Genomic DNA, 13,184 nt, shown 5'->3' with positions numbered 1-13,184 from the left:
ACGATCCAAATCTACACTTGCTTAATAGCGTATGTTTTATTAGAGCTAGTAGAGATACCAAAAGAGTTTGGCTGTAAGATGTTAGATAAACTGAGGTATTTACAAGCATTCATGAGTGAGAATATCAGTTATGTACATTGGTTTAGGAAGATAGTGATATTAAGCTGAAATCACGCTTTTTGCAGGAGTAGTGTGTCCACTTTTGGGATAACCTCATGTCTGATTCAACACTTCTGGTTTTATACATAAGCGATTTGCACCTGATTGACTAACAAACTTCTCCCTAAAGTTGGCAGGATGTCGGCGCTACAGGGATTTTAAGCTTGTAGGGCAAACATATTGTCCGACAAGGGTTTCAAACAACTTTGTTAGCCGATCAGGTAGCGGTCAGTTTATTCTCTGTACCGATCATTTGTTGGGTGGGATGTAGCAGCACTAACTATTCCCCAAACCCATATGCCAAAACATAGAGGAATACCAATAATTGAAAGTATTACAGTGAAATTTAGAATGACCCCAAAGACGAATAGCAAGATTTGAGCAATTCCCTGTCCCACTTTGCCAACAATCAAAGTGCCAATGCCAGGGAAAAATATGTTTACAATAATGCCTATAACTTTCACAACAAAACTCCTTAACAATTAACAAACTGGTACTCTGAAGCGGGAGCTTTGTCTTAATATCTAGAATAAAAACTACTACTTTTTTATCCTAGATATAAGACAAAAAACTGATTTCTTTGTGCCAGTAAACCAATATTATCAGAAAACTCACTTTAAGTTAGGTGTCGATAGGCACTGAAAGGGATACCTGTGCGCTTTTTTATATCCATTAGTGATTTAAACTCTCCGTGGCTTTGTCGTTCGGCAGCGATCGCTTTTGCGACACTTGACTCCAAACCTAAACCTTCTAGCTCGTCGGCACTCATCAAATTAAGACGCTTCCATGAGTAGCCAGATTCCTGTCGATAGTCATAGCTGAAAACTACTAATGATTCGATTCTTTTGAGAGTGAGATTAGGAATGCCAAGGATGTCGTGTAATTCTTCGAGATTGGTGAAAATGTATCCCTCTGAACGCAGAGAATCTAAATCGTTTGCATAAACAATTGGTAATCCTAAAATATTGACCAAGTCATTTTTAGAGCAGCTATTGATATCGACCTTGGGACGATGGGCAGCGATCGCCGTAAATAGTTTGGTATCTTCAGGTAAAGGTAAGTCTGTAGGATAAGTCTTGGCTAAATATTCACGTTTTAAGACAAAGGCAGTAGTTATCTGAGCAACCCACACAAAACCAAACAAATTAGAAATAACTGGGACGGACGGAAAGATAATTGCGGCGGCAACAAAACAAGCACCAGCAACAATCCAAGCTGTAGAGCCTGTTTTTGAACCTGCGTAAGCGATCGCACCACCACCTAGGACTGGAAAACAAGACCACCAAACCCATGCGGGCGTTTGATCAAACCAAGAGGGTTGAGGCATACTTTTGTTAACCGATATTATTATTGACTATTAGCTTCTAACCTTGAGCAACCTCATCAGCATCCCCCTACATAAGCTCTACAAACATATGCAGGGAAATGGATTAGCTCTGTAAGCCCCAATATTACTAAAGATTTTTAAGTAACTTTTTGCGTTTTTCCTCATACTCTTCAGCCGTGATTACACCACTGTCATAAAGCTGTTTAAGATCAGAAAGTGCTGATGTTGAATCCTTGGCAGAAGTGTAGGATTGAGACTGTGAACCTCTATTAAATCTACGATTAAACTCATCATCGGGAGTAAAAATAAGCATGAAGAATTCAAAAAAGGCAACTATTCCAGGAATTAATGTCCAGCAGAACAGTAGGTAAAGCACCCCCAGCCCAATTTGACCTAAGTAAAATTTATGTGCACCAAAACCTCCAAGAAAGAAGCATAAAAGTATAGCAGCTCCTTTGTTTTTCATGATCGGTTCCTTAGTCCCTTATTGTGGTTTAACAAGAATCGGTGAGATTAGTTGGCATAAGCAGCAGATTAAAGTTGCCTATGCCTGTTAAGTTTATCAATAAAATATCAGTTTGGATTGATTTATTTGTCTTTATGGAGGCTGCCTAGTTTCTTGGTCAAAAAGTATACTAAAACTACGCCTAGCTGGGCTTCAAGCAGAGTTACATAAACTTGGAGATAAGGGTTAATGTCAGAACTCCCGTTCAATGTAAATATGGCAATCCCGACTAGAGCATAGGGCAGAAACTTGACTTTTTTGGTGATGGAGTTCACCGCCAGATATTTAAGGTCTGATATCATTGTTTTGCCCATGATTGCTAGATCTTGCTAATTTCAGGTTTATAACTCCGCCATTGAGCGATTGAGTGAGTTAACAAAAGTTTTGAGAGTTTTGTTAAGCATTCAAAACTTTTGTGGTGAGTCCTTCGTTTAAATAGATTTTAGGGCAAAGATTTTGTTGATGACATCTTCAACTACGCGATCGGGGGTGGAAGCTCCAGAGGTAATGCCGATTTTGACCTTGCCAGAGGGTAGCCAATTTTCGGACTGGGCGATCGCTTTGCCTAGGGGCTTATGCTCGATGACATTGGCAGAAAGGATGCGCTCCACATTGTCAATGTGAAAGGAGGGGAGATTGCGAGCGATCGCAATTTCCTGTAAATGGGTTGTATTGGAAGAATTGTAACCACCAATCACAATCATTAGATCTAGGTCAGCTTCCACAATTTCAAACATGGCATCCTGACGCTCTTGGGTAGCATCGCAGATTGTATTAAAGGCCATGAAATGGTCATTAACATTTTCCACACCATACTTCTGCATCATCGTTTTTTCAAACAGCTTGCCGATCGCTTCCGTTTCGCCTTTGAGCATCGTAGTTTGATTGGCTACCCCCAGCCTAACGAGGTCGCGGTCAGGATCAAAATTGGGAGACGTTGCCTTTTGGAACTTGGTGAGAAATTCTTGGCGTAGACTCTCTTTAGGAGACTCACCAGAGTTAAGAATGTAATTAGCCACATACTCCGCCTCTTCTAGATTCAGTACCACCAGATAGCGCTTAGCATAGGAACTAGTTGCCACCGTCTCCTCATGGTTGTATTTACCATGCACAATTGAAGTGAAATCTGATTTCTTATGCTTCTCCACTCGGTTCCAAACCTTTGATACCCAAGGACAGGTGGTATCAACAATTTTGCTGCCGAGGCGATCGAGCAACTGCGTTTCTTGAATACTCGCACCAAAAGCAGGCAAAATCACCACATCGCCAGTATTCACTCCTGAGAAATCCTTTGTGCCATCTTCCTTAACGGGTACAAATTGCACTTCCATTTCCTTGAGTTTGGCATTGACCGAAGGATTATGAATGATTTCATTGGTAATCCAGATCTTGTCGGTAGGAAATTGGGTGCGGGTTTCATAGGCCATTGCCACTGCCCTCTCTACTCCCCAGCAAAACCCAAAAGATTTTGCCAAATAAATAGTGACATCGCCCTCTGTATAGACATAATCATGTTCGCGAATCGTTTGAATTAAGTCGCTGTGATATTGCGATCGCATCGTGGTTTCTGCCTCTTCACCATGCCCAAAGCCCTGACGAAAATAGTTGGGCGACTTTTGCAAACTTCTACGGATCGCCTGCGTATCTAGATAAGGCTCAGGCTGTATATTCGCCGCCATATTAACTGCTGTATCAATTTGCATAAGATCGGTATTATCCACGGGTTAAGACTTCCTCAGTAATTGTGCTGAAATTATTATAACGGCTTGATCGCTCTGTGAAAAACGTAATGCCCTGTATCTTAGAAATTCTCAGGGAAAAAATTCTGTATGCCCCCACTTTGCGCTAAAAACCAAATCAAGGAAGAATTTGAAAGCATTACATCGCAACACTTTCAAATTTTTTCTTGTGGTTCGTTTGCTCAGCAATTGCGGTATGATGATGAGCCTAGGCCTGTATATGCCTAGTCCCCGAAAATCTTGGTGATCTTTTAGGATAAATATCGTGGCACAACGTACAGCAAGACAATGGATTATTAATGGTGTGTTGATCGTAGTAACACTTTCATTTCTGGGCATCTCGATCGCTCCATTGATTGGCGGTCTGTTTACCTCATCTTCGACACCAGCCACTAGTCCAACCCAAAATGCATCGGAGCAGGAACGGATCAAAAACCAAATTGAGGGATTTGAGGCAGTACTCAAAAGTGATCCTAAAAACCAAACTGCCTTGACAGGGATTGTGGAATTGCGTAACCAGATTGGTGATACGAAAGGAACCATTGAACCACTCCGAGTACTTGCAGATACTTATCCTGATCAACCCCAATACCGCATGGTACTAGCAAGGACACTTATTGAGCTAAAGGACATTAAAAGTGCCACTGAGGAATATCGCAAAATTTTAGCCACTAAACCAGGCTTCTTGCCTGCCCTTGAAAGTCTGGTGGGGATCGAGCTATCAAATAATCGCCCTGAAGCTGCGATCGGCTTGTTGCAAGATACATTGAAAACCGCAGAAACTGCCAATAAAATCCAAGCAAATACCGTAGAAACAGCTTCTGTGCGTTGGATCTTAGGTGAAGTGTATCGCCGTGAAAATCGTCTTGATGACGCGATCGCCACCTATGACCAAATGATCAAAGAAGATGCTAAAGACTTTCGCCCCTATGTTGGCAAGGCTCAGCTAAGGCAGGTGCAGGGCAAGGATGAAGAGGCTAAAAAGCTATTTGAAAAGAGTATTGAGCTTGCACCTGCCAACGTCAAAGATGAAGTTAAGCGTCTGTCCACAATCAACCCTAGCAAACAACCCTTTACAACTCCCGCCCAACCAAATAGCCAACCAAACAGCCAACCAAACAGCCAACCAACTGCCACACCAAAGCCATAGAATTGTGGGGCTTGATTGTATTGTTGTTCAGCATGGGGGGTAGGTCTAGTCTGATCTAATTTACGCCATAACCTTCTGAGCAACTTCAACACCTGAAAGGAAAGCCCCATGTACTGTTGATGGGTAGTTTTGGGAAGTAGCCTCACCTGCAAAAAACAAGCGATTATTCACAGATTCTGCTAGTGCTTGCCGATCATTTGGGGTGGAGCCAGTTGCCATATAGGAATAGGAGCCATAGCTAAAAGGGTCTTGTTGCCATCGGGTGACAAGATAACCAGTAGGTTTAGGGATTTGGGAGCCGTACATTTGCTGAAGGGTTTGCATTGCCCCTGCCACAATCCCTTGATCTGACAAAGATTCGATCGCTCTGCCATAGCTGCCAGCATTAAATCCCAACAAAATAGGCTGATGGGTATAAAAGTAAATATTTAACCATTCTGCCCATTCGCCTTTGTTGTCTGAGATCGATCCTAGCAAATGTGCTTCTTGATCCCAAAATACGTTGGGAAATTGCAGATAAACCTTATTCAAAGTCCCCATACCCAAACTTTGAATAGCTTTTATTTTGCGATCGGGCAGGCTAGGTACAAACTCTAGATTTCCCTGTTTCAGCACGCCTAAAGGCAAAGTAATAATTGCTTTATCTGCCGCAAAACTGCCTTGGTTGGTGGTAACTATAACTTCTTGGTTGTTATATGTAATATTTTTGACGATTTGATTAAGCTTGATATCCAAGCCTTTTGCAATTAAATTAATAATTTGCTCATAACCATCGGGAAATAACACATCTTCTCCCTTTACTGCATTGCTATGATCCCAGTGATATAGCGAAAGATCACCCGCATCAGCAGCAAATTCATGTTCGATCGCAGTGTTTATGGCGTAGTTCAATTCCTGTAATTGTTGACTAGAGAACTGTGGATTTTTACTATTTATTACCTGTTCTAAAGCAAGTTTCAATGAAATATCTGCTTGATCTTGATTAGTTCTCTGCTCTCTAGCTTTTTCCGTGGCGCGTAAAACCTTGGCTAATTGTTGATCAATTGCTTCTTTTTCTTGATCTGACAGAAATTTGCCATTGCCATAAAGCTGTATTTCTGTATAGGCTGTTTTCAGAGTTCTTATATTTGTCGATTTCGCTAATTCATAGATAGGGTTGTCCTCAATTCCGTGAATCCATGATGCGCCAAGATCTAGTGGAATATTATTTAAGGAGCGATCGGTATGTATCCTGCCGCCAATGCGCGATCGCCCTTCTAAAATAGTTGTCCTAATTCCCTGCTCCGCCAGCGCCCTTGCTGCTGCCAAGCCAGCTATACCAGCACCAATGACTAATATTCGATCTTGATGCTCCTTCGATAATGCTTTTGGGTTGGCGCAGGCGAGAATGCCACCACCGATTGCAAGTGACATCAGTTTTAGTAGATGGCGGCGATTGTAATAGTTGATCATACTTTAAGAAATTAAAACAACTTCAAAGGTGGAGATTTTTTTCATCGAAAAAAGCATTGGGACAAAAGCGGGAAAGAGAAGTGAAAAGCTGCCCATAGTCTTCGCATTCATCGTCAGCATATTGCTTAGGAATAAAAATTAAATAACTTGTGCATTTCAGTTATTTTGAGGAATGGCTCTATAATTCCATTTAGGAAGATAACCATCAAAAATGATCGGTAGATTTTCCTTAGAGCCATCAGCGACTTCTCTACCCTTGGCATAGACCTTATCCATAAGATTGACAACTACATTCAAGCCAGTTTTGGTAGAAGTTTTTTCTATTTCGTTTTTCCCTTCTGTAATTGTATTTCGATGACACCCAAATAGCTCTGATATGTACTTTATACCTCCATGCCCTAGCTTTTTTGCTTCAATAGCTGCATACCTGCGTTGATCTTTCTCGCGCACTGAACTGTAAAATTTCAGCATCTCTGTCTCAAGTTCTTCGCTGTAGTAACCCAAAATTATTCCTTGCCTCTCTTTATCTGAGCTTATCCTAATTTGCACAAGTTATTTATTTTTTATTCCTTACTAGATTATTCTTTAATAGAAAAATTAAGGCTCTGTATTGTTAAGTTGATTCATAATTCTCAATGCATTGCTGAAGCTGCTTTTGTCTTAAACTTTTAATCTGCTCAATACTCATCATAGTAGGTTGAATGCATTGACTGTGATGAATCATTCTATGACAGTTAGCACATACAATAGCCAAGTCTTCCAAACTTGTTTGAGTCTCGTTGTCAACTTTAGCTAGAGGATTTTTATGATGAACCTCACAGAACCCTTTTCCCAAATCACCATAAAAACTTACAAAATCAAATTTACATACCTCACAACTTAATTTCCCTGTTTCACTTAAAATCCTTTTTTTCTTCTGCTTAATAATTTTAGGATTACGTTCACGCTCAATGTGAATAGCTAGCTTTTCTCTACCTTCAGTTACAGAAAAGGTATTTTGAGCAGGCTCTGATGAAGAACTAGGTTGAAGTTGATCAGGTGATTTAGGTTCAACTATTACCTGTTTTGACCTATTTGTATTTAAACCATTTTGTAATTCTTTATAATTGACCGAAATCTTTTGAGCAGCAGTAATGCCTGAACTTGATAATTGCCAAATGCCTCTTGGGGAATTAGGAGAAATATAACCAAAGTTTAAGAGAAGGTCATTTCTAGCATAGCACACCATATTATTCCATTGGCGTGTCCTTTCATTTCCTTTAGATGTACGCAGTATTTGTCTTTCCTGTGCAGTCAATTGAAAATAGTCGGCTAATGGCCCATAAGTATCTGAACATTTAACCGAGCCGCCACGGAAATATATAAATATATCAAGCTTAGTAGTGGATCTCTTATTTGGGAATATAAGGGATATGGCATATAAGTAGTAGAGTATTTACATATATTTCGTAAAATTAAGTATAACCACTAAAGAACAAATATCAAAGGGGGGAAAACTGCCCTCCCATTTGATATTTACTTACTCAATCCCATCAAGAGGCGCAAAGCCTTGACGCTGAGTGTTTTCGGTGATTGACCTTGGCTCTAGGAACTGCAATAGATATTGCAGTTTTCAGTTGAACCCGTACAGCTAAAGTCTGAACTTTGTATGTATTTCAGACCAATGTTTTTGCCCGTACTCATATGAAAACTGCAATAATCGCGTCCGCCAGCCTTGGAACCGATACCACTTAGCTTGAAACCGCCGAAGAGATGGCGGTCAATCCCAAAGAGTTTGTATTTTTGTCGAAGCCCTCAACATCTCATCTCTTGTGATCAGCGTTGTTTGGTAATAGCTAGATGTTGCGCCAATAATACGATCATGAATATCCCACTCTTTAGGCAAAGTAAGCATTGCTTGAAAAATGGGAAAATCAAAAGCTACAACTGTAAACCCATCTCCCAATTTAATTCGTTGTAAAATCTCCTCAATCGAGACTTTCACCTTACCTTTTTCTGCAATATGAGTCAATTCTGCCAAAACCAGAATTGGAATTAGAATCTGGACTTCCCCATCCTGAGCTTGATTGAGAATACTTAATGCTAGAGGAGATAGCCGTTTATCTTCAGCAATAAACCAAGCGATCACATGGGTATCTACGACATAACTATCCATTTGATAATCCTAAATTTACCACTCAGAAATATTCTTGAAAATTGCTTTTTTAGCAGAAACAAAGTCGTTCTCATTTATCTCAAGCCCCTTCCATAAGCCTTTAATATGGGTTTTCTTGCGGGGATTTTGATCAACTAGCTTTTTTAGGTTTTCAAGTTCTTCTTGTAGAGATTGAATGCGAAGTAAAAGGTATTGACTCATCGTAGTTACCTACTAAATCTAAAGGGAGTTAATGCTAGAATAATATTTTAGCATCAACTCCCTTTAGATTTACTTACTCAATCCCATCAAGAGGTGCAAAGCCTTGACGCTGAGTATTTTCGGTGATAGACCTCGGCTCTAAGAACTGCAATAGATAATCGCGTCCGCCAGCTTTAGAACCAATCCCGCTTAGCTTGAAACCACCGAAGGGATGGCGATCTACCAATGCGCCTGTGATGCCGCGATTGATGTAGAGATTGCCCACTTCAAACTCGCGATAGGCGCGTTCGATATGGGAAGGTGTGCGCGAATATAAGCCGCCAGTGAGAGCGAAGTCAGTACCATTAGCGATCGCTAATGCCTCATCAAAGCTCTGTGCCTTGATTACCGCCAGTACAGGACCAAAGATTTCCTCTTGGGCGATCGCACTGTCAGGATCGACATCGCTAAAGATGGTCGGTGGCACATAGAACCCGTGATTGGGAACTTCTCCTTCAAAGGCAAGTTTGGCGGTTTCTTTGCCCTTGGCGATATAATTGAGAATATTCTGCTGGGCGGCTCCATCGATTACAGCGCTGAACTTAGTGTCAGGGAGATGGGCTTCGCCCACTTTTAGCGATCGCGTGGCTTCCACCAGACGCTCTAGGAAGTTATCATAAACGGGTGCGAGGACGATCGCTCTGGAACAAGCAGAACATTTCTGTCCAGCGAAACCGAAGGCGGAATTCATTACGCCCACTACCGCTTGATCGAGGTCGGCGCTTTCATCAATGATGATGCCATTTTTGCCACCCATTTCCGCAATCACACGCTTCATGTGCTTCTGCTTAGGTCGCAAAATGGAAGCTTCAGTGACGATTTGACAGCCGACTTGTTGCGAACCTGTGAAGGCGATCAGATGTACATCGGGATGTTTGACCAAATGGGAACCAACGGTGGAACCTTTGGCGGGAAGGTAGGTAAATACGCCTGTGGGTAAGCCTGCGGCTTGGAGAACTTCAGCGATCTTTGCGCCAATTACGGAGGACTGTTCGGCGGGTTTAAGGATGACGGTATTTCCTGCGGCGATCGCACCTACGCTCATGCCCAAAGCGATCGCAAAGGGAAAGTTCCAAGGCGAAATCACCACAACCACGCCGCGAGGTTGATAGATGTAGGTATTATCTTCCCCAGGGAGATTTCGCTGTACACCCGATTCGAGACGTTCCATTTCCTTAGCATAGTAGCGGCAGAAATCGATCGCTTCGGAAACTTCGCCATCACCTTCGCGTATCGGTTTGGCAACTTCCCAACAAATCCATGCAACTAATTCTTCGCGCTTCTCTTCCATGATATCGGCAGCTTTGCGAAGAATATCACCCCGTTCCTTAGCGCTGAGTTTCTTCCATGATGCAAAGGCATTTTTGGCAACTTGAACGGCGGCTTCCGCTTGTTCAATGCTGGCTAGACCGATTTTGCCGACGACTTGCGAAGAGTTCGCAGGGTTGACCGATTCCACATAGTTATCGGTTTGCACAGCTTGACCATTGATGATCGGCAAATAGGTTTTACCAAGTTGGCGGCGAACCTGTTGTAGAGCAGTTTGGGCAGTTTCCCTCTTATCATTAATCGCATAGTCGCGATCGCTAGAATTGACAAATCCATCAAAAATATTCAGCGCAGGTGAGCCATTGTAATTTGCATCCCGTTCCGTCATCACAGGCGCAGCAATTAATTTGCTGACATCAACACCTTCACCACTAATTCTTAAGAAGGAACTATTAGCGGTATTTTCCAATAGACGGCGAATCAGATAAGACATCCCTGGGATGAGGTCGCCAAAGGGACAATAAACGCGCACCCGATAACCCATATCCGCGATCGCCTTAGCAAACTTGTCACCCATGCCGTAGAGACATTGAGTTTCAAAGGCACGACTGGGGATATTTAGGGTTTGGACAATGGCGATCGCTTTGGCTAAAGACCTCGCATTATGGCTACCAATCGCCGCATAGAGATATTGATGATTTTCTAAGAGAATCTGAATTAAGCGCTCGTAATTGGCATCGGTGGAAACTTTGTCAGAAAATACTGGCAAAGCCCAACCCTGTTGATAGGAGCGAATTGTTTCCCGATCCCAATAGGCTCCCTTAACTAGGCGCACCGTCACAGGCTTACCGCGCAATTTTGCCCATTCCACTAAATCACGCAAATCCTGCTCACTGTCGCGCAAATAGCCTTGCAGCGTAATTCCTACATCGGTGCGATCGCGGAATTCTGGTTCCATTAAGACTTGCTTGAGAATCTGCAAGGTGAGCGATTTGAACTCATACTGTTCCATATCAAAATGGATGCCACAGCCTAAAATCTGAGCTTTACGCAATAAAATTCTGGCTGGTTCGCTGACTTTTTCTGTGGTTTTTACGGGATCGAGAGGATCGAATTGAGAATAGAAAGCACTCAATTTCACAGAAACTTGAACCCGCTTGAGTTCTTCACCATCTGCCTTATCAATCTGATCGATTAAGCCCCAAGCCTTCGCCTTACCCGACAAATCCTCCATCATCGCAATGTAGCGATTCAGATATTCGCCAGCCTCAACTTCACTAATCACTGCCTCACCGAGCAGATCCATCGTAAAGGCAAAGCGATCGCGTCTGAGTTTCTCAATGGATTTTGCCGCCTCTGATAAGTTTTCACCGCAGATATAACGTTTAGCTAGAGTTCCCACGGCAGTTGAGAGCGTAGTTGCAGCAGCGATCGCTGTAATCGAGTTAGGGTTGTCGGTACTGAAGTTTAACAAGGCGCGTAAAGCAGGAACTTCAACGGCATCACTGGCGAGATATTCTTGCATATGCCGCGCAATCTCGGCTTTGCTTTGCAATGCGGGCAAGCAATCGATCAATCTAAATAATTGCACTCGCAAGCCTTCATTTTCCATCGTCCAAGCCATCAGCTTGTCATCAAGGCGCAAATCATCTTTAAGTTGCGATAGTTTTGCCCAAAGCGAACTTTTATCACTGCCGCTTAGAATCTTTCTTGCTATTTCCTGCGTCTTTGCCTCATATTTAGAGACATCTAAAGAGCTATCAAAACCTGTGTTTACTCGCTGAGTTTGGCTAGCCATAACTTTTCACCTATAATGCTTGCAATCAAACAGTATAACTAGTAACCATCCAATGCCTATTTATGGCTTGCCCCACGAAATTAGGGGCTGTAACGTCTTCAATTCAGGCTGTCTAAAGATTATCAGCGATCGCCATTGTTGATATTCTTAATCAAATTGTAAGCAAATCATGACAAAAAACGGTTGTAGGATTCAATAAATGTATCCAATGGTCATCTCGAAGGCTTATCAAACCATCGATAAGCTTTTACAAAGGACAATTAGTCTGCCATCAGATCTTGCTTTGTTCGTTAGTAATTTAGAAATAGTGGAGCAGAAAATTCTTTATCCGCGCTATCAGAAATTTCTTAGGGATTATTATGTTTCTTTGCCGACTTTACTACCTGACGAAGCCAAAATAGTTCAGGAGCTTGAACAGCAAGGACTATCAATCACCACCCTCGATCAGTTAGCGATTCCCGCCAGCGATCGCTTTTTTCAAGCTGCACAGTCATTGTCGCAGGAGCTAAGGCAGCAATCGAGTCAACCACTTTACACAGGCAAGCACACACTCACTGCCAATGCCGAACAGATCATGCGTCATCCTGAACTATTTTTGTGGGGGGCAGCGCCAAAATTATTAAAAATTGTGGAAGGCTATCTCAAGTTACCTGTTGCCTATGACGGGCTTTCTTACTATTACAGCCCCGCCGACGCTCAGGAGTCGGGACCGCGCAAATGGCATATTGATAAAGAAGACTGGCAAATGATCAAAATTGGGGTGTACATCAATGATGTGAATGAGCATGGTGGACCTTTTGAATGTGTAACGCCACCAACTAATCAGGTTTTAGTCAAACAATTACGTTCCAAAAGATTACGTAAATATAGGTCTGTTTATCACCATGAAGTCCAAAATGTCATCTCAGCACATCAGCCCGAACTTCTATCAAAAAATTGGCATAGAAGCTGCATTGGCAAGGCAGGAACAGTAATTTTTGTGGATACCGCCAAATACTACCATCGGGGTAAGCCACCCACCCAATTTGGGCGCTCCGCAATTTTCTTTGGCTATTGTAGTCAGCAACCTCGCCATCCTTTCTTTTGTGGGCGATCGCCTCTTTCCAATTCCCAATTGCGCCATATGGCAAGCCTACTCCCCGAAGAAATTCGTGATTGTGTCACATGGCGCGATCGCTTAGCAGGCATAGCCAAATTTATTCCTAAAAATCGTTTAAAGGTCTAAGAATGGAATAAAAACAAAAACCAGCCCAAACAGAATAACCCTTAAAAGCGTTATCTAGTAATACGGCAGTGGTTCCGCCAAGTGAGGATACGAAAGGTATATATGGAGTCAGTCAGAAGACATATTGAATAGAAAACAACTGTGCCCAAGAAAGTCCCACTTCGA

12 protein-coding genes and 2 pseudogenes are annotated in these 13,184 nt (G+C 42.3%); 3 read left to right on the top strand and 11 right to left on the bottom strand.

Annotated elements, in window-relative coordinates; translation table 11 throughout:
• A pseudogene (locus tag H6F44_RS23310) lies at window positions 1-168 on the top strand (IS4 family transposase); the annotation flags it as partial.
• A gap of 607 nt (window positions 169-775) precedes the next feature.
• On the opposite strand, the gene H6F44_RS20120 reads toward H6F44_RS23310, so the two are convergent.
• From H6F44_RS20120 to H6F44_RS20105, 4 genes are all read right to left on the bottom strand, one after another.
• Window positions 776-1,486 carry a helix-hairpin-helix domain-containing protein gene (locus H6F44_RS20120; RefSeq protein ID WP_190352876.1) on the bottom strand — a complete coding sequence of 237 codons (711 nt, stop codon included), beginning with the start codon at window positions 1,484-1,486 and terminating at the stop codon, window positions 776-778.
• A gap of 127 nt (window positions 1,487-1,613) precedes the next feature.
• Complete coding sequence (locus tag H6F44_RS20115) at window positions 1,614-1,952, bottom strand: NINE protein (RefSeq protein ID WP_190352875.1); 339 nt, start codon at window positions 1,950-1,952, stop codon at window positions 1,614-1,616.
• A gap of 122 nt (window positions 1,953-2,074) precedes the next feature.
• On the bottom strand, window positions 2,075-2,293 hold the full coding sequence (locus H6F44_RS20110) for a hypothetical protein (RefSeq protein ID WP_190352879.1): 219 nt from the start codon (window positions 2,291-2,293) through the stop codon (window positions 2,075-2,077).
• A 129-nt stretch (window positions 2,294-2,422) separates the two neighbouring features.
• Window positions 2,423-3,670: a 4-hydroxy-3-methylbut-2-enyl diphosphate reductase gene (locus H6F44_RS20105; protein ID WP_190352878.1), complete on the bottom strand. Its 1,248-nt coding sequence runs from the start codon at window positions 3,668-3,670 to the stop codon at window positions 2,423-2,425.
• Between the two features lie 325 nt (window positions 3,671-3,995).
• On the opposite strand from H6F44_RS20105, the gene H6F44_RS20100 reads away from it, so the two are divergent.
• Window positions 3,996-4,880 (top strand): tetratricopeptide repeat protein, encoded by an 885-nt coding sequence (locus H6F44_RS20100; protein WP_190352874.1) that lies wholly within the window; start codon window positions 3,996-3,998, stop codon window positions 4,878-4,880.
• 60 nt (window positions 4,881-4,940) lie between these two features.
• Here the strand turns inward: H6F44_RS20100 and H6F44_RS20095 are convergent, their stop codons facing one another.
• The 7 genes and pseudogenes from H6F44_RS20095 to pruA form a co-directional block, all read right to left on the bottom strand.
• The gene (locus H6F44_RS20095) at window positions 4,941-6,293 is read right to left on the bottom strand and encodes an FAD-dependent oxidoreductase (protein ID WP_190352873.1); all 1,353 of its coding nucleotides are present in this window, start codon (window positions 6,291-6,293) and stop codon (window positions 4,941-4,943) included.
• Window positions 6,294-6,488: 195 nt separating this feature from the next.
• The gene (locus H6F44_RS23650; protein ID WP_190352872.1) at window positions 6,489-6,881 is read right to left on the bottom strand and encodes an ISAzo13-like element transposase-related protein; all 393 of its coding nucleotides are present in this window, start codon (window positions 6,879-6,881) and stop codon (window positions 6,489-6,491) included.
• A 64-nt stretch (window positions 6,882-6,945) separates the two neighbouring features.
• Entirely contained in the window at window positions 6,946-7,629 is a 684-nt protein-coding gene (locus H6F44_RS20085; protein ID WP_199302207.1) for an HNH endonuclease, read from the bottom strand.
• A gap of 222 nt (window positions 7,630-7,851) precedes the next feature.
• Window positions 7,852-8,096: pseudogene (locus tag H6F44_RS24145) on the bottom strand (hypothetical protein); the annotation flags it as partial.
• Window positions 8,092-8,487 (bottom strand): type II toxin-antitoxin system VapC family toxin, encoded by a 396-nt coding sequence (locus tag H6F44_RS20080; RefSeq protein WP_190352871.1) that lies wholly within the window; start codon window positions 8,485-8,487, stop codon window positions 8,092-8,094. The pseudogene H6F44_RS24145 and the gene H6F44_RS20080, both read right to left, overlap by 5 nt.
• A gap of 15 nt (window positions 8,488-8,502) precedes the next feature.
• Window positions 8,503-8,688 (bottom strand): hypothetical protein, encoded by a 186-nt coding sequence (locus H6F44_RS20075; protein WP_190352870.1) that lies wholly within the window; start codon window positions 8,686-8,688, stop codon window positions 8,503-8,505.
• A gap of 73 nt (window positions 8,689-8,761) precedes the next feature.
• Window positions 8,762-11,794: an L-glutamate gamma-semialdehyde dehydrogenase gene (gene pruA / locus H6F44_RS20070; protein ID WP_190352869.1), complete on the bottom strand. Its 3,033-nt coding sequence runs from the start codon at window positions 11,792-11,794 to the stop codon at window positions 8,762-8,764.
• A 199-nt stretch (window positions 11,795-11,993) separates the two neighbouring features.
• Here pruA and H6F44_RS20065 point away from each other — a divergent pair, with 199 nt between their 5' ends.
• Window positions 11,994-13,019, top strand: coding sequence for a hypothetical protein (locus tag H6F44_RS20065; RefSeq protein WP_206754480.1), 1,026 nt, complete (start codon window positions 11,994-11,996; stop codon window positions 13,017-13,019).
• The last annotated feature ends 165 nt before the right edge of the window (window positions 13,020-13,184 follow it).

Origin of the sequence: Pseudanabaena cinerea FACHB-1277, assembly GCF_014696345.1 — a bacterium.
Taxonomy (GTDB): Bacteria; Cyanobacteriota; Cyanobacteriia; order Pseudanabaenales; family Pseudanabaenaceae; genus Pseudanabaena; species Pseudanabaena cinerea.
Note: the sequence above shows the minus strand (reverse complement) of the source record. Positions and strands in the feature narration are given on the sequence as shown.